The following is a 15161-nucleotide window of genomic DNA, read 5'->3' on the forward strand; positions in this document are numbered from 1 at the left end:
GACCAGTGTGCACGTTCTTCCTGACAGACCGCATTTGCCGATTTTACGACTGCTGCGCAGACGAACGCAGGCTTCGCCAGCTGCTACAGATCGCACCGTTCGGGAAATTACCCGTGCCCTGCATCCACATCCCCCCTAAAATACCCGCCATTCCCCGATTCGCTCCGCCCGAGGCCGTTTTATCCATGTCTGTCACCGCTACCCCCGCCAGCCTCGCGCCGGATCACCACGCCCAGTTCATCGATCTGCTGCAAACCAGCCTCGACGCCAACGCCTTCATCAAACTGGTGCTGGCCAAGTACGTCGGCACTGAAGCGGATTTGCAGCGCCTGATCATCAAGCAGCTGACGGTCAAGGATCAGCCTTGCCTGTCCTTCGTCTACCGTTACAAAACCCGCGACATCACCAAGAATCTGCCGCTTGCCGAAGGCGTGGCAATCATCTCGGCGCTGCTGCCGTCTTCGTTCAAAAATGCGCATTTGCTGTCATTGACCGACGAAGCCCAGCTCGAATACAGCAAAAAGGGCAAGTCTTCGCTGTTCAAGAGCAAACCTCAGCAATTGCGTGAAGTGCCGTCCGCTGAGCACAACCGCGAGAAGAACCGCTTCCTCGACCTGAGCCGGCCGTTCCTCGCTGACCTTGGCGTGACCAACAGCAAGCACGAACTGATCCCGGCGATGTCGCGCAAGTGGAAGCAGATCAACAAGTTCATCGAAGTCTTCAGCCATGCGCTGACCACCTCGCCGCTGGCGCTGGACAAGCCGGTACAGGTGGCGGATTTCGGTTCAGGCAAGGGTTACCTGACGTTCGCCATCCACGACTACCTGCGCAATACCTTGAACGCCGAAGGCGTGGTGACGGGCGTCGAGCTGCGCGAAGAGATGGTCAACCTGTGCAACGCCGCCGCCGCGAAGCTTGAGCACCCGGGGCTGGTGTTCAAGTGTGGTGACGTGCGCAGCGTGGCGCCGAGCGAACTGGACGTGATGATCGCGCTGCATGCCTGCGACATCGCCACCGACTATGCGATTCACACCGGCATCCGTTCCGGCGCATCGATCATCATGTGTTCGCCGTGCTGCCACAAACAGATCCGCCTGCAAATCCAGAGCCCGGCACTACTCAAGCCGATGCTGCAGTACGGTTTGCACTTGGGTCAGCAAGCAGAAATGGTCACTGACAGTTTGCGTGCGTTGTTCCTTGAAGCCTGCGGGTATGAAACCAAGGTGTTCGAGTTCATCTCACTGGACCATACCAACAAGAACAAGATGATACTGGCGGTCAAACGCGCCGAGCCGGTTGATCCGGCCCAGCTGTTGGTGAAGATTCAGGAGCTGAAGGAGTTCTACCACATCAGTGAACATTGCCTGGAAACCCTGCTCCGGGCTGACGGCTACCTCTAAACACGACAATCCTGTAGGAGCACAGCTTGCTGGTGATGGCGATTTCAAAGGCGCCATCGCCAGCAAGCTGTGCTCCTACGGGATTACGCTGTGGCCACTCGCGCTGGTTTGATAGCGGTCTTACGCCCCAACATCACCGTCACGATCACCCCGGCAGCAAACAGCCAGGTGATCGGCTCAATATGTTCGCCGAAGAACAGCGCCGAGAAGGCGATGGTGAAGAAGATTTGCAGAAGCTGAATCTGGCTGACCCGCGCAATTCCACCCATCGCCAGCCCGGCGTACCAGGCAAAAAAGCCGATGAACTGCGAAAACAGCGAGACGTAACCAAACGCCCACCAGGTCTTCGCCGAAATCTCACCCTGATGTTGCAGCGCCAGATACACCACCGGCCCGATCAACAGCGGCGTCGACAGCACCAGCGCCCAGCAGATCACCTGCCAGCCGCCCATCTCCTTGGCCAGTCGCCCGCCCTCGGCGTAACCCAGGCCACCCACCGCAATCGCCCCGAGCATCAGCAAATCACCGGCCTGAATGCTCCCGGCCCCGCTGATCAGCGCATAACCCAGCACCAGTGCACTGCCCAGCGCGGCGCAGGCCCAGAAGGCTTTTGACGGTCGTTCGTGGGACAACCACGCGGCGTACAGCGCGACGCACAGCGGTTGCAGGCCATTGACCAAGGCTCCATGGGACGCCGGCAAAGTTTGCATGGCCCATGCCGACAACACCGGAAAACCGAGAATGACCCCGGCGATCACCAGCGTCAGGCCTTTGACCTGTTTCCACGTTGGCCTTTTCTCCCGTCGCCACAGCAACAGCATCGCCGCCGGCACCGCCGCAAACAGCGCACGACCGAGGCCGTTGAGCAGCGGATGCAGTTCCTGCACGACGATCCGTGTGAAGGGCAAGGTGAGACTGAAGATCACAACACCGAGCAGGCCGAGGGCCATGCCGGTGTTTTCGCGCGAGGACATGTTGGCAACCAGAATTCAGAGTGGGGAAGTGTCTTTATCTAGCCACAAACCGCGCCGGCTGCGCTGTTACAGCTAGGTGCAGAGTTATCCGTACAGTTTGAGGGCCCCCTTCGCGAGCAAGCCCGCTCCCACATTCAACCGCGTTCCTCCAAGTGAAATGCAATTGAATGTGGGAGCGGGCTTGCTCGCGAAGAACGATAACGCGGTAGTAGCAGGTTATTACCCGACTCTCTGGATAAGGACTACCTTGAATACTCCTGCGAATATCCCCCAGAGGAGTCCTCCCCATGGCTGCTAAAAAAATCCTGATGCTGGTCGGCGATTACGTCGAAGACTACGAAGTGATGGTGCCGTTCCAGGCACTGCTGATGGTCGGTCACACCGTCCACGCCGTTTGCCCGGACAAAACCTCGGGGCAGACCGTGCGCACGGCCATCCACGATTTCGAAGGCGACCAGACTTACAGCGAAAAGCCCGGCCATCTGTTTGCCCTGAACTTCGACTTCGCCAAGGTCGCTGAAGCCGACTACGACGCGCTGCTGATCCCGGGCGGTCGTGCGCCGGAATACCTGCGTTTGAACGAAAAGGTCCTGGACCTGGTGCGCGCGTTCGACAAGGCTGGCAAGCCGATTGCTGCGGTATGCCACGGCGCGCAATTGCTGGCGGCGGCCGGCGTTCTCGAAGGGCGCGAGTGCAGCGCGTATCCGGCCTGTGCTCCGGAAGTGCGTCTGGCCGGCGGTACGTTCATCGACATCCCGGTGACGCAGGGCCATGTTCAAGGCAATCTGGCCACAGCCCCGGCCTGGCCGGCGCATCCGAGCTGGCTCGCCGGTTTCCTCGGGTTGCTGGGCACCAAAATCACGTTGTAACGAGGGATTTGTCCATGTGCGAGCTCTACGTCAAGGCCGATCCGATCCTCTACGAATCGCGCTCCCGCTCGCTGCGCATCTGCGGGGTGGTCACCACCCTGCGGCTGGAAAACCAGTTCTGGGACATCCTCAGCGAAATCGCCGAAGTCGACGGTATGACCACTAATCAGCTGATTGCCAAGCTGTATGAGGAGGTGATGGATTACCGCGGGGAAGTGGTGAATTTTGCTTCGTTTTTGCGGGTGAGTTGTATGCGCTATTTGAGTCAGCGGCGGGTGGTCGCGCCGGAGTTGTCGGTGGTTCGGGCGCTGGTGAAGTAGCGAATATCGAGTCGACCCAATCGCGAGCAGGCTCGCTCCCACAATGGATAGATGCACACAAATCAACTGTGGGAGCGAGCCTGCTCGCGATGGGGCCGGTATAGGCGACAGAATCAGCAGGCTGGTCTTTACTCTGAAGCGCGAACCCTCTCAATTGCCAAGGAGAAAGAGCATGTCCGGATGGTACGAATTGAGCAAAACCAGCAGCGGCCAGTTTCGGTTTGTATTAAAAGCAGCCAATGCCGAAACCATTCTGGCCAGCGAGCATTACACCACCCGCAGCGCAGCCGACAACGGCATTGCCTCGGTGCAAAAAAATAGCCCGCTGGATGAACGCTACGAGAAAAAGACCACCAAGGATGGCCATCCTTACTTTAACCTCAAGGCCGCCAACCACGAAATCATCGGCAGCAGCGAAGCCTATTCCTCCGAGGCCGCACTGGAAAAAGGCATCGCCAGTGTCAAGGCCAACGGGCCGACCACCGTGATCAAGGACAAGACCTTGCCGGTGCTCTGACCACAACATCAAACTCAACACAAAACCTGTGGGAGCGGGCTTGCTCGCGAAAGCGGTGCATCAGACGACATTGATGTCGATTGACACGGCCACTTCGCGAGCAAGCCCGCTCCCACAGGGAATTTGTGTACACCGTAGATCCGACGATGGCGTCAGCCGCTCCGGCACTAAACCTCGACGGGAACGGTGAGCTTCGGACTACCCAGCACATGCGTCTTCGAGTCAAAAAACCGCAACTTTGACCCTGTCCCCTCAAACACCTTCGCGTAATGCCGCTTCTGATGCTGGATAAACGCCTTGCTGCGCGGATAAATCGAGATCGCCACCATCGTCGGTTTTGCCTGGCGCAGCGCATGAACGATATGGCTGTCCTGCTCACCCAACGCATGACCAAACACGCACAACCCGTCGCCATGCCCCAATAACTGGTCATAACAAAACGACAGATAATCCGAGCTGCGAATGGTTTTGAGCTTGTCCTGCGCCGGCCCTTCGTTCACAAACAGCGGCACGTCATCCAGCGTCTTGATCGTATTGTTGATCGCGAAACTACCGAGCAACGTGCCCTCGGTTGACATCAGTTTGCGCGCCGTACCGTCCTGATTGCGCACCAGATGCAAACCACCGTGCAGGTACAGCAAGCGGGTTTTATCGGTCGCCGTGGCGCTCAGGTCAAAGCCCGGCTCGGTGCCCTGGAACAGGTCGGTGATCCCGTCCGTTTGATGCTGGATCGACCAGTAATTGAGCAGATCATAGTTGGTGGTAAACACCGTCCGATAGTTGCCCAGCTCTTGGCTGATGGTCGCCAGCGTCGAAGGCACCACCAGCCGCCACGGAATATGCACGGCGTGCACGGTGTTGATCAGCGCTTCCTTGATCGCGTAATAGCGATTGCGCGGTGCGGCGGAGCTGACGGCCAGCGCCTTGTTGACCCGGCTGGTGGTTTTCAGCGCGCTCAGGACTTGTTCGAAACTTCGCGTCTGCATCGCCTCGAACACGCTCAGCTCGGATTGGCTCAGGGGTTTTTCTTCAACGGTGCGCGCATTCTCGAACAGCGAGTCGTAACCAAAATCGTCCCACACTGCGCGGCTGGCGCCGTTGCCTACCAGCAAGCCGCTGAACGAGGCGGTGGCGCGCAAGGCGTTCCAGTCTTCAAGTTGGGCATCAACATCCTGGAAATCGGTCATTGCGGTGGTCGTCTCGAAGCAAAGGGGCTAATGGGCGGCGACTTTATCACGGCCGGGCATCGAGTCAGATCAACATGTGTTTTGGCGAATCGGCGCGAGCATCACGCAGAGCATCGCGGCCATTGCCAGTAACGTGCAGAGCAGCGACAGCGGCCACGCCTGCGCACTGGCGATCAGGCTGGCGATGCCGCCAATCACGGCTGCCATCAGTTGATGAATAAAGCCACTCAGGGCCATCGCATAGGCACCGCCGACCGGTGATCCGTCGTTGGCCAGCGACAGGCTGATCGGGTAGGTCAGCGACTGCCCGAACACCGCCACGCAATAGGGCAACCAGAACAGTAGCGCAATGGAAGTGCCGGCCACGCTGCCCAGCAACATCATGCTGCTGCCGGCCAGCAGCAGCCCGACACCTGCCGTCATCAATCGGCGCTGACCGGTGCGCAGTACCAAGCCATTAACCGCCAACGCCCCCAGGAAATACGCCGCGCTGATCGGCCAGCCCAGCAGCCCGTATTCCACGGCCGTCCAATTGTACGGACCTTGCAGAATCAACGGCGCAGCGGTGTTGAAGGCGACGATCACCCCATAACCCAGTCCGCCGGTGAGGGCCGGCAGCAGGAAGGCATGATCGCGCAGGATGCGCCCGTAACTCGGCCATGCAGACGACTGCACGTTGTCCTCGATCAGCAGCGCAAACGGGACCCGCGCCACAACCGTTGCCATCAACAGGCTCGCGCCCCCCAGCAGATAGAAGATCGCTGGCCAGCCCAGCGCCACCTGAATAACCGACCCCACGTACTGGCCGATGCCCAGCGCCACCACGAATGAAATCGAAATCCACGACAACGCCTTTGCCAGCAGATCGCCGCGAAAGTTATCGCGGATCAGCACCCGGGCCATCACCGAAATTCCGCTGGCGCCGATGCCCTGAGTCAGTCGAATCATCAGGAACGCTTCAAGTGTCTGGCCCAGCGGCAGGGCAAGGTTGCCCAGCCCATAAATGCCCAGCGCCGCGAGCAGTACCGGTTTGCGACCAATGCGCTGACCGAGGCTGCCCCAGAACAACATCGGCAGCGCCATCCCGATCAAATACACCGCCAGGCCCCAGGACACCTGCGAGGCGTCGGCGGACAGATACCGAGCCATCTCCGGCAGCGCCGGCAGGTAAATGCTCATGCCCAATTGAGCAAGAAAAACCGTGATGCAGGTGACGAGGAGGGTGGTTTGACTCTTCATGACATCTTCCCTGGTATTCAATCGCCGACGACACCGGAGGGTGTGCATAAAAGTTCGGTGACGAGCTGACAAAAGTGGCGGATCAGCATCGGTTCCATGTCAGCCCGCAAGGTGATTCTCAGAGCGGCCTTGCCTTGTGCGACCACCGGGAAAAACACCGCCGAGGTTAAGAAACCGAGGTTGGCCAATTCGATGGCGATGCGGTTGGCCCGCGCCGCTTCACCGCAGTGAATCAAGCGAATCGCCATGTTGCTGCCGTGCTGTGCGGTGCGGATCAGGCTGTCAAAGAACCGGATATTAACCTGAAGTTTTTCCTGTAACGCGGCAAATGCCGGCGTGTAATGCAACTGGATGGAGGCTCTGCCCGCACCGATGGCCGCGCTGTTCAGGCTTTGCGACCAATTGCTGGGGCCGCCGTAGCGTTGGATCAGCTTCTTCTGCCGTTCAGTGCCCAGCATCACCAGCCCGCCGCTGGCGCCGAAGGACTTGGCCAGTGAGGCAACGATCAGGCCGTCATCTTCCAGTGCCTGAAACCTGGGGCGCACCAGGCCGGCACCGAATGTGCCGACGGCGGACAGCGCGTGGGAGTCGTCGAGGTAGAGAAACAAACCATAACGGTCCTTCAGGTACAAAAGACTGTCCATGTCGGCGACTCCGCCCATGCTGTATGCACCGTCGGCGACATACGCGACCCTGGTGTTTTGCTGGCACTGCGTTTCGAGGAAATCCATGTCGTTGTGTGGACCGGTTACGACCCTGGTTTCGTCGGCGCAGGCGGCCTTGAGGTGATTCATCGAATAATGTGCCAACCGGTCAAACACCATCACTGGTGGCCGGTTTTCGGTGAACACGCCGCTGGCCAGCAGCGGCAGGATGCCGGCACTCGCCGCGCTGCACGACAAGGTGCTCAGGCAGGTGGCGCCGAACAACGCTGACAGCTCGGTTTCGTACTGTTCGAGGATCGCCAGTTTGCAGCGGTTTTTTGAGTTGGCGACGCGCAGGGTGCCGGTTTCCCACAAGGTGGTCATGGCGCCGTCGAGCAGGTCGGGATGATGATCCAGGCCCAGGTATGAGGTGGTGCAGAAGTGATGAAACGCACGTCCGTGCTGGTCAACCATGCGGTTGCTGCTTCTGATCTCGACATTCAGCTCCGCGACCTTTCCGGCTTCTGCGATTTGCCAGTCGTGATCGGCCAGCGCGATCAGTTTTCGATAGTTGGTGTAGATATTTGCCGCGTGGGTAGTCTGGTCCATTTGAGGTGTCTGTCCTTGAGTGGTGAGGCCGTCCGTGTGTGTTGCCAGACTTTACAGAGTGCGACGTTGACGCTGAATCGGCCGTTTCCGCTTCGGTCGAGTGTTACAAGAGATTTATGTGTAGGACACCGGCTGTGTGGATGTGAGGCAAAACCCGGTTATCCTGCCCATTCAGCCGCACAGAGTCATCGAGCCATGCTGCAAAAAAGCCTGATCCGCCGTCTCGACCTGCTCACCCTCCAGCTGTTCGTCGCCGTGCACGAAGAGGGCACGCTGACCCGTGCTGCTGCGCGTGAATCCATTGCGGTGTCAGCGGCCAGCAAGCGCTTGATGGAGCTGGAAGTGGCTCTGGGGATCAGTCTGTTCGTGCGCCAGGCCAAAGGCATGACCCTGACACCGGCCGGCGAAACCTTGCTGCATCATGCCCGACAGATGCTGTTCAACGTTGAGAAAATGGGCCTTGAACTGGGCGAACACAGCCACGGCATTCGCGGCTATGTACGTATGCTCGCCAATCTGTCGGCGATCAAGCAGTCGCTGATTATCGTCCCGCCACCGTTTCACATTCCGTCGTTTACGTTTGTGTTGGTCTGGCATAAGCGGCGGGGTGGGGATCAGGCGTTGAACTGGTTGAATGGGCGGTTTGGCGAGGGAATAGTGCGCGGTTGATGATTGTGGCGTGGGCGCTGGGATAGACTGGCGGGCATTCGCTCATTGGTTCATCAGGACTACCCATGACCCCATCGCTGCTAATGGCTGTTCTCGCCTCGGGTTTCATCTACGGCATCACGCCGGGGCCGGGTGTGTTGGCGGTGTTCGGCATTGGTGCTGCGCGCGGTCGGCGAGCCGGGGCGGGATTTTTGTGCGGGCATTTGCTCGGGGATGTGGTCTGGTGCAGCACCGCGTTGATTGCGATTGTCGGGGCGAGGGAAATTGGCAGCACGGCGTTCGATGTCTTGGGTGTGCTCAGTGGCCTCTATTTGTTCTGGCTCGGTTTGCGTGCTGTACGGGCGCAACGCAGCAGTGCCGAGGCGCCTCAAGGCCCGGCTCGACAGCCGTTCTGGCACGGCATTCTGTTCGGTTTGACCAATCCCAAGGCTTACCCGGTGGCGGTGGCGACGTTCACGGCGCTGTTGTCCAGCCGCGCGGAGCTGCTGCACTGGTCGATGTTGCCGTGGTTGATCGTCCTGAGTTTCGTCGGTGGCCTGATCGCTTACGCTATCCTTATCGGTATTGTGGGTGCACGGCAGGTTCGGACCTTGTATCAGCGTCATGAACTGGCGATCACCCGATTGTGCGGGGTGATGTTTATCGGTTTTGCCATTAACGCTCTGGCGCACGCGTTGCCGGGGCTGGTCACGAACAAGGCTTGAAACTAGAGCAGGTCTCTATGGCAAACAGAAACTCCGCGCCGCTGGCGAGCTACATCGATTTATTGCTGGACGCCGTTTGTGCGGTGGACAAGCAAGGTCGCTTTGTATTTGTCAGCGCGGCTTTCGAGCGCATATTCGGTTACACCCCCGACGAGATGATCGGCCAGTCGATGATCGATCTGGTGCATCCTGCCGATCGTAAGCGCACGCTCGACGCCGCAAAGGAAATTATGGGCGGTGAGCCCCAGTTCAATTTTGAAAACCGCTACCTGCGCAAGGACGGCCAAGTGGTGCATATCCTCTGGACAGCGCGCTGGTCGGAAGTCGATCAGCTGCGCATCGCTGTGGCCCGGGACATCACCGAACGCAAGCAGGCCGAATCTCGGCAAGCGGCGTTGTATGCGATCTCCGAAGCGGCCCACGCGGCGGAAGATTTACTGACGTTGTTCAAACGCGTTCACTTGATCATCGGCGAATGGCTGCCCGCGCTGAGTTTCTCCGTAGCGCTGTATGACGAACACTGCGGGCAGCTGAATTTCCCTTATCACGTCGGAGACGATGAACTGCAACCCGAGCTGCCAGGCACCATGACCGGGCGCCTGTGTACGGAAGTGATCCGCAGCGGTCAGCCGATTTTACTGACCCCGGAACAGGACTATTCGCACGCAGGCTTCGAGATGTCGGTCGAAGGCCCGAATTCGCAGTGCTGGCTGGGTGTGCCACTGAACTCGAAAAACGGCACCATCGGCGCGCTCATCGTCAAAAGCGTACTGGGGGGCGAGCGCTACACGGAGCAGGACAAGGAGCTGTTGCAATACGTCTGCGCGCAGGTCGCGACGGCCATCGAGCGCAAGCAATTGCATGCCAGGCTGCAGCAGATGGCGCAGTACGACCAACTGACTCAACTGCCCAATCGCGGGCTGTTGCGTGATCGTCTCAAGGCTTCATTGGCGCTGGCTCGGGCAGATGGCGGGCGAATGGCATTGCTGTACGTTGACCTCGATCGTTTCAAGGACGTCAACGACACCCACGGCCATGTGGTGGGCGATATGCTTTTGCAAGCGGTGGCCAATCGACTAAAGGGTTGCGTACGCGAAACTGACACCGTGGCACGCATCGGCGGCGACGAGTTTGTGGTGTTGTTGCACAGCATCCACGCTTCGGAAGACGCCGGCAGGGTGTCGGAAAAAATCCTTCAGGTACTGGCGCAGCCGCTGCGTCTGGACGGGCACAACCTGAACATCCATATCAGCATCGGTGTCGCCCATTTCCCTGAACACGGCACCGAAGAACAGCAGTTGCTCAGGCATGCCGACGAGGCCATGTACACCGCTAAACGCCAGCATCATCTGCGGCTCGAAGTCTGAAACTGCGCCGCCGTTCGTCGCTGCGTTTTCAGCTTTTCTAAACCTTTTGGGGCTCGTCGATTCTGATTTTAGGCGGGCTGTTGCTCGCCTGGGTCATAACCAAGAGGTAGAGAATCATGCCTAACTCAAGAAACTCGAACTCGGGAAACTTCGCCAACGATCGAACGAAGGCGTCTGAAGCCGGTCGGAAAGGTGGGAAAACCACCACCACGACTGTTGATAAAGACTCTTCGAAACCCGAAATGGGCCGCAAAGGTGGTCAGAAATCCAAGTAGTGGTGGTGATTGAGAGGCGGGGGCGAAAGCTCCCGCTTGAATTTTTTTACAAGGAGGGCGCGACCATGAACAGGATGGCCACCCGAATACGTCATACAGGTTTTGTCACGTTACTGGGCCTTTGTGCCAGCAGCGCTTTTGCCCAGTCCCCCGCAGAATTCATCAACGAGACTTCGGCCCAAAGCATGGCCGACATTGAAGCCAGTCGCCTGGCACACCAAAAAACCGAATCCAAAGAGGTCAAGGACTACACCATCGTCGTCATCAACGACCGCACTACAGCTAACCAGCACTTGGCAAAAATCGCCAAACAACTGGATTTGCCAGTAGCCCCGCGGGAGGAAGTGGTCGAGAAGGCCAAAGCCTTGATGCCGCAAGTGCTGGACGGTGCAACCTTTGATCAGGCCTACGCCGCGAGTCAGGTGAAAACCACCCAGGCAGCCATCGAACAACTTCAGCAGGAAGCGCAGAGCACCGACGTGCCGGAAATCAAAGCCTTCGCTGAAGAAAACCTGCCCAAACTGCAAAACCATCTGCAAATGGCCAGGGCGTTGCAAGCGGGCCGCTAGCGGCCTTTAAAGCAAACGGCGCGTTCACATCACGCGCCGTTTTTTTGCTTAGCACTCATTCAAATTTTGTTTGTGATGGCTCGACGACGCCAGCCCCGCCAGGTCATGCACCTCGTTTTCCCCCATGGCGCGGTAGTACTTGCGCAGCGCCTCCAATTGTTTGAGGTCCAGTATCTCTAGCCCCAGCATCGCGTTCTTTGCCTCTTTGTTCACCCGCAACAACTCGTCGATTTTCAAATGCAGGATGTCGGTATCGCGGTTCTGCGTGTTCTGGATCAGGAACACCATCAGGAACGTGATGATCGTTGTGGATGTGTTGATGACCAATTGCCAGGTGTCGTTGAAACCAAAAACCGGCCCGCTCAAGCCCCACAGCGCAATAAGAATCAGCGCCGCCATAAAGGTCTTGGGACTGCCGGCCCACAGGGCGAGTTTCTGCGAGATTTTTGCGAATTTCATTGCCGTGTTCCTTATAGGGATGCGCCTGAATTTCAGACAGCGACGGCGTATTGAAAATTCTACTTACATTCCTGCATTCAATAGCGACACGAGTTTTTTAGCAGCTGGCGAAGCCTGCGTCGGTTGGTCCGAGCTCGGGCGTAGCAGTCGTGAAATCATGCGGCACGGCGTTTCAGGGAGACCGAGAACGCAGGGGTGCGACTGCTGCACAGTCGGACGCAGGCCTCGCCAGTTGCTACATAGTGCGTCTAGGCAGTGAGCGTTATTTCAACCGCCCAACTGAAGTAACCCAACGCTTCGCAGCTTTTATTGATCAGCATGAAATTCAGTTCACACCTCTCCACACCGGAGGACAGTCGAGTGCATTGCCAGTAATAGTCATCCGCCTTGTGGTTTTCCGGTTCGGTCGGGTTCGCAGGGTCTGGCGCAGGCAACGTCAGGTTGTCATGGACCACCAACTCGGGCGAAGACAGTACGCCGGCATCGCCCACCGACATCTCGTAAAACACCACGCTGTGTTCGGCGAGCAAACTGACGGTTCTTGCACGGATACGGAATGTCGTCCCGTTATCTGCGTTAAATGTGATTTTGCTGTCATTTATTGCATTTATTGCATTTATTGCATTTAGTAGTCCGCCAATGGCAAAGATAAATCCATCTTCAATCACCGTCGGTAATTGTGGCTTTAGACTGGGTTGCGGATAGCGTGAAAGCAGTGATTCGGCATCGACGATCAGCAATACATTGTTTACGGTCGCGACGCTGGATAAAGGCGACTTGATCGATTCGGAAGTCATCATGGATTCCTTTCATGATGTTGGCACATGACGGCAGCCGCTTCGGTTCATGCAAGACATCCCGTTCCTGTCGAGGCGGCAAAGCTTCGGCAAGCCCCTTGTTGCCAAGGGGCCAGATTATCGTCAATTACGGATGGTGATGAACGGGTCCCACGAACAGCAGCCGACGATCTTGCAATCGCGATCCACGATCAGGAAGTGGAAGTGGTAGGTCACGCTGCCGCACGAAAGTGTCTCCGAAGACCAATAATGGTTATCGACTTTCTGACAGCTCGGCACCGAAGGATTGCTGGTGTTGGGGACGGCAACGCAAGCAGTGGCCTTGCGCGGCGTGGGGTTGGAGATCAGCTCGTTGCCGACATTGCCGATGAACTTGTAGAAAATCACGGCGGTTTCAAAGCTCTGTGACAGGCTTGTTTCCCGCCAGCGAATCAAGTCGCCCACTTGAGCTTTCAAGTTCAATTCGCCACCGGCCTGGCCACTCACCACATTATTTTGATTGGTGACCATGTACACGTGATTGACGTCGATCAACGTCGGCGCGGCGGGATTTTTGCTGATGTTTGGGTAGTTTTTCAGAATGGTTTCGGTATCGATTGAAACCAGTACATCCGTGACTCGTGACATGGTAAAGCTCCTTTTTCATAGTGAACGCCTGGCATCTTTCCAGGCGTAACAACGATTGCTTGCCTTGCGGTCGTTGCGCAAACACTACGGGCGGAATCCACCTGTCACGGAGATGAGCTGGCCTTGCTCCTTGCGTGAAAACCAACAGGTTCGGGTTCCTTCCGACGGGCCGCGATTGGACTATAGATGCGATATTCCAGCTGTCAAAATCGCTTTATGGCTTGATCGACGAACGGTCAAGGTTTTGTGTTCGCCCAAGGTCTTGATAGAGCAGTGTGCGCCGGTCGAGGTATCGTATCGGACCGGTTGGCAGCCTTTGGCCCACAACAATGCACTGACAGGAGAACACAATGAGTTGGTCCGCCAAACAATACGTCGCTTTTGAAGATGAACGCACACGCCCGGCGCGTGACCTGCTCGCCGCCATCCCGCCCGTGGACGTGCGCTCGGCAATCGACATTGGTTGTGGTCCCGGTAATTCGACCGAGTTGCTGGTCGAGCGCTTTACCAACGCCACGGTGCGTGGCGTCGACAGTTCGACCGACATGATCGAGGCCGCTCGCAAGCGCCTGCCAAACCTGCAGTTCGACACCGTTGATATCGGAACCTGGAACGATAGCGGCCCATTTGACGTGATATTCGCCAACGCAGTGTTGCAGTGGTTACCCGATCACGCGACGTTACTGCCTTCGCTGGCAGACAAGTTGACCCAGGGCGGCAGCCTGGCCATTCAGATGCCCGACAACCTCAATGAGCCATCCCATCGACTGATGCGCGAAGTGGCCGCCGAGGGCCCGTGGGCCAGCAAACTGGCGGACGCCGCCGGACAACGTACAGAGATGGCGAGCGCTAGCGATTACTATTCGATGCTGCGACCGCACTGTGCTCGTGTCGATGTGTGGCGCACCACTTACCATCATCCGCTGGCGGGCGGGGCGTCGGGCGTGGTCGAGTGGTTCAAGGGCAGCGGTTTGCGGCCGTTTCTTGAACCGCTGGATGATTCGGAAAAGGCGCTATACCTCAAGCAATACCATGCCGCGATTGAGCAGGCTTATCCGACGCTGAGCGATGGTTCGGTGCTGTTGCCGTTTCCACGGTTGTTTATTGTCGCGACTCGGTAAGGGGTAATAGTCGGCCACGAAACGCAAAGGACGCCCCGAAAGGCGCCCGCTATCACGTCAGGATGGTTCCGCATCCATGCGTCGAGCGATGACGTCCAGCACATCGCAACCGTCACGCAAGGACACACAGCAGAGCAATGCAAAGTCGCTGAGGATGACCGAGTCGGTGGTGATGTCACCTCGCATGGCGAGGTTTTCGAGGATCTGCGTCACGGCCCGAATTCTGTAACTGGCCGTGCTGAGCAGAGAGTGCAGCGGTTGGGTGGTGTTGACGAACAGCGAGGGTAAATCGTCGGCGTTGCTGGTTAGAGCCATGTATTCATTCATAAGTGATCACCATGATAGGAAGAAGACATACCACTCAATCGTCGCCAAACAATAGGGTGGTAGCTGTACGCGGGTTGGCGAACCGGGCCATGGTAAAAACCGGCAGACCCGAAGGTCTCCCACGCACAGCCACCAAAAAAAGCGCAGCACAGTGCAGTCAGAAAATGCTCCGAAAAAACTCGGAGGTTTCTGAATCGTTGTCATCGAGTCGCCAAACCCGATACGCCATTTGGGCGCGGATCGGACTATAGGCCTCGTGACAAAAACACAGCAATGCGCAAGTGTACGGACAATTCCCAGTGTCGTGTAGGACGTTGCCTTTTCGAAAGTTGGTCACTTTCGTGCCACCAGTGAATGGGTGATCGGCACCTGATTTGGCAGGCGTTGACTGGCAGCCCACACAAATTCCGCCCACAAAAAAACCGGTCACTAAGGACTAATGCCGATCAGTTAAGTCATAACTCGATCCGTAGCAGCTGGCGAAGCC

General features: G+C 57.7%; 17 protein-coding genes and 1 pseudogene. 10 read left to right on the top strand and 8 right to left on the bottom strand.

Annotation, left to right across the window (positions count from 1 at the left end; genetic code table 11):
- The first annotated feature begins 185 nt into the window (after positions 1 to 185).
- A complete protein-coding gene (locus AC1DRJ_RS09470) occupies positions 186 to 1400 on the top strand; it encodes a class I SAM-dependent methyltransferase (protein WP_477801902.1) in 1215 nt (404 codons plus the stop codon).
- An 83-nt stretch (positions 1401 to 1483) separates the two neighbouring features.
- Here AC1DRJ_RS09470 and AC1DRJ_RS09475 read toward each other — a convergent pair whose 3' ends face one another.
- Positions 1484 to 2374, bottom strand: a complete 891-nt coding sequence (locus AC1DRJ_RS09475; protein ID WP_477801903.1) for a DMT family transporter — start codon at positions 2372 to 2374, stop codon at positions 1484 to 1486.
- Positions 2375 to 2661: 287 nt separating this feature from the next.
- Between AC1DRJ_RS09475 and AC1DRJ_RS09480 the strand changes: the two genes are divergently transcribed.
- The 3 genes from AC1DRJ_RS09480 (at position 2662) to AC1DRJ_RS09490 (ending at position 4080) form a co-directional block, all read left to right on the top strand.
- Positions 2662 to 3243 (top strand): DJ-1/PfpI family protein, encoded by a 582-nt coding sequence (locus AC1DRJ_RS09480; RefSeq protein ID WP_477801904.1) that lies wholly within the window; start codon positions 2662 to 2664, stop codon positions 3241 to 3243.
- 14 nt (positions 3244 to 3257) lie between these two features.
- Positions 3258 to 3563, top strand: a complete 306-nt coding sequence (locus AC1DRJ_RS09485) for a ribbon-helix-helix domain-containing protein (protein WP_477801905.1) — start codon at positions 3258 to 3260, stop codon at positions 3561 to 3563.
- Positions 3564 to 3735: 172 nt separating this feature from the next.
- Positions 3736 to 4080 (top strand): YegP family protein, encoded by a 345-nt coding sequence (locus tag AC1DRJ_RS09490; protein ID WP_477801906.1) that lies wholly within the window; start codon positions 3736 to 3738, stop codon positions 4078 to 4080.
- Between the two features lie 167 nt (positions 4081 to 4247).
- On the opposite strand, the gene AC1DRJ_RS09495 is transcribed toward AC1DRJ_RS09490, so the two are convergent.
- The 3 genes from AC1DRJ_RS09495 to AC1DRJ_RS09505 form a co-directional block, all read right to left on the bottom strand.
- Positions 4248 to 5267 (bottom strand): DUF4917 family protein, encoded by a 1020-nt coding sequence (locus tag AC1DRJ_RS09495; protein WP_477801907.1) that lies wholly within the window; start codon positions 5265 to 5267, stop codon positions 4248 to 4250.
- A gap of 69 nt (positions 5268 to 5336) precedes the next feature.
- The gene (locus AC1DRJ_RS09500) at positions 5337 to 6506 is read right to left on the bottom strand and encodes an MFS transporter (protein WP_477801908.1); all 1170 of its coding nucleotides are present in this window, start codon (positions 6504 to 6506) and stop codon (positions 5337 to 5339) included.
- Positions 6507 to 6523: 17 nt separating this feature from the next.
- Positions 6524 to 7759: an aminotransferase class I/II-fold pyridoxal phosphate-dependent enzyme gene (locus AC1DRJ_RS09505; protein WP_477801909.1), complete on the bottom strand. Its 1236-nt coding sequence runs from the start codon at positions 7757 to 7759 to the stop codon at positions 6524 to 6526.
- 195 nt (positions 7760 to 7954) lie between these two features.
- Here AC1DRJ_RS09505 and AC1DRJ_RS09510 point away from each other — a divergent pair.
- The 5 genes and pseudogenes from AC1DRJ_RS09510 to AC1DRJ_RS09530 form a co-directional block, all read left to right on the top strand.
- A pseudogene (locus AC1DRJ_RS09510) lies at positions 7955 to 8299 on the top strand (LysR family transcriptional regulator); the annotation flags it as partial.
- Between the two features lie 194 nt (positions 8300 to 8493).
- Positions 8494 to 9132 carry a LysE family translocator gene (locus AC1DRJ_RS09515; RefSeq protein WP_477801910.1) on the top strand — a complete coding sequence of 213 codons (639 nt, stop codon included), beginning with the start codon at positions 8494 to 8496 and terminating at the stop codon, positions 9130 to 9132.
- 17 nt (positions 9133 to 9149) lie between these two features.
- Positions 9150 to 10499: a sensor domain-containing protein gene (locus AC1DRJ_RS09520; RefSeq protein ID WP_477801911.1), complete on the top strand. Its 1350-nt coding sequence runs from the start codon at positions 9150 to 9152 to the stop codon at positions 10497 to 10499.
- Between the two features lie 116 nt (positions 10500 to 10615).
- The gene (locus tag AC1DRJ_RS09525) at positions 10616 to 10774 is read left to right on the top strand and encodes a KGG domain-containing protein (RefSeq protein WP_007947610.1); all 159 of its coding nucleotides are present in this window, start codon (positions 10616 to 10618) and stop codon (positions 10772 to 10774) included.
- Positions 10775 to 10839: 65 nt separating this feature from the next.
- Positions 10840 to 11343: a DUF4142 domain-containing protein gene (locus AC1DRJ_RS09530; protein WP_477801912.1), complete on the top strand. Its 504-nt coding sequence runs from the start codon at positions 10840 to 10842 to the stop codon at positions 11341 to 11343.
- A 48-nt stretch (positions 11344 to 11391) separates the two neighbouring features.
- Here AC1DRJ_RS09530 and AC1DRJ_RS09535 read toward each other — a convergent pair whose 3' ends face one another.
- The 3 genes from AC1DRJ_RS09535 to AC1DRJ_RS09545 form a co-directional block, all read right to left on the bottom strand.
- On the bottom strand, positions 11392 to 11802 hold the full coding sequence (locus tag AC1DRJ_RS09535) for a low affinity iron permease family protein (protein WP_477801913.1): 411 nt from the start codon (positions 11800 to 11802) through the stop codon (positions 11392 to 11394).
- Between the two features lie 248 nt (positions 11803 to 12050).
- The gene (locus AC1DRJ_RS09540) at positions 12051 to 12599 is read right to left on the bottom strand and encodes an AidA/PixA family protein (RefSeq protein WP_477801917.1); all 549 of its coding nucleotides are present in this window, start codon (positions 12597 to 12599) and stop codon (positions 12051 to 12053) included.
- 123 nt (positions 12600 to 12722) lie between these two features.
- Positions 12723 to 13226, bottom strand: a complete 504-nt coding sequence (locus tag AC1DRJ_RS09545) for an inclusion body family protein (RefSeq protein ID WP_477801914.1) — start codon at positions 13224 to 13226, stop codon at positions 12723 to 12725.
- A 350-nt stretch (positions 13227 to 13576) separates the two neighbouring features.
- Between AC1DRJ_RS09545 and tam the strand changes: the two genes are divergently transcribed.
- Positions 13577 to 14347 (top strand): trans-aconitate 2-methyltransferase, encoded by a 771-nt coding sequence (tam, locus tag AC1DRJ_RS09550; protein WP_477801915.1) that lies wholly within the window; start codon positions 13577 to 13579, stop codon positions 14345 to 14347.
- 57 nt (positions 14348 to 14404) lie between these two features.
- Here the strand turns inward: tam and AC1DRJ_RS09555 are convergent, their stop codons facing one another.
- Positions 14405 to 14674: a short-chain dehydrogenase gene (locus tag AC1DRJ_RS09555; RefSeq protein WP_477801916.1), complete on the bottom strand. Its 270-nt coding sequence runs from the start codon at positions 14672 to 14674 to the stop codon at positions 14405 to 14407.
- Positions 14675 to 15161 lie beyond the last annotated feature (487 nt).

Source organism: Pseudomonas sp. P5_B2, from assembly GCF_056400445.1.

Bases quoted from the DNA above. Each gene is read 5' to 3' on its own strand.
- AC1DRJ_RS09470 (WP_477801902.1), top strand. From the start codon at position 186: ATGTCTGTCACCGCTACCCCCGCCAGCCTCGCGCCGGATCACCACGCC.
- AC1DRJ_RS09475 (WP_477801903.1), bottom strand. From the start codon at position 2,374: ATGTCCTCGCGCGAAAACACCGGCATGGCCCTCGGCCTGCTCGGTGTT.
- AC1DRJ_RS09480 (WP_477801904.1), top strand. From the start codon at position 2,662: ATGGCTGCTAAAAAAATCCTGATGCTGGTCGGCGATTACGTCGAAGAC.
- AC1DRJ_RS09485 (WP_477801905.1), top strand. From the start codon at position 3,258: ATGTGCGAGCTCTACGTCAAGGCCGATCCGATCCTCTACGAATCGCGC.
- AC1DRJ_RS09490 (WP_477801906.1), top strand. From the start codon at position 3,736: ATGTCCGGATGGTACGAATTGAGCAAAACCAGCAGCGGCCAGTTTCGG.
- AC1DRJ_RS09495 (WP_477801907.1), bottom strand. From the start codon at position 5,267: ATGACCGATTTCCAGGATGTTGATGCCCAACTTGAAGACTGGAACGCC.
- AC1DRJ_RS09500 (WP_477801908.1), bottom strand. From the start codon at position 6,506: ATGAAGAGTCAAACCACCCTCCTCGTCACCTGCATCACGGTTTTTCTT.
- AC1DRJ_RS09505 (WP_477801909.1), bottom strand. From the start codon at position 7,759: ATGGACCAGACTACCCACGCGGCAAATATCTACACCAACTATCGAAAA.
- AC1DRJ_RS09515 (WP_477801910.1), top strand. From the start codon at position 8,494: ATGACCCCATCGCTGCTAATGGCTGTTCTCGCCTCGGGTTTCATCTAC.
- AC1DRJ_RS09520 (WP_477801911.1), top strand. From the start codon at position 9,150: ATGGCAAACAGAAACTCCGCGCCGCTGGCGAGCTACATCGATTTATTG.
- AC1DRJ_RS09525 (WP_007947610.1), top strand. From the start codon at position 10,616: ATGCCTAACTCAAGAAACTCGAACTCGGGAAACTTCGCCAACGATCGA.
- AC1DRJ_RS09530 (WP_477801912.1), top strand. From the start codon at position 10,840: ATGAACAGGATGGCCACCCGAATACGTCATACAGGTTTTGTCACGTTA.
- AC1DRJ_RS09535 (WP_477801913.1), bottom strand. From the start codon at position 11,802: ATGAAATTCGCAAAAATCTCGCAGAAACTCGCCCTGTGGGCCGGCAGT.
- AC1DRJ_RS09540 (WP_477801917.1), bottom strand. From the start codon at position 12,599: ATGACTTCCGAATCGATCAAGTCGCCTTTATCCAGCGTCGCGACCGTA.
- AC1DRJ_RS09545 (WP_477801914.1), bottom strand. From the start codon at position 13,226: ATGTCACGAGTCACGGATGTACTGGTTTCAATCGATACCGAAACCATT.
- tam (WP_477801915.1), top strand. From the start codon at position 13,577: ATGAGTTGGTCCGCCAAACAATACGTCGCTTTTGAAGATGAACGCACA.
- AC1DRJ_RS09555 (WP_477801916.1), bottom strand. From the start codon at position 14,674: ATGAATGAATACATGGCTCTAACCAGCAACGCCGACGATTTACCCTCG.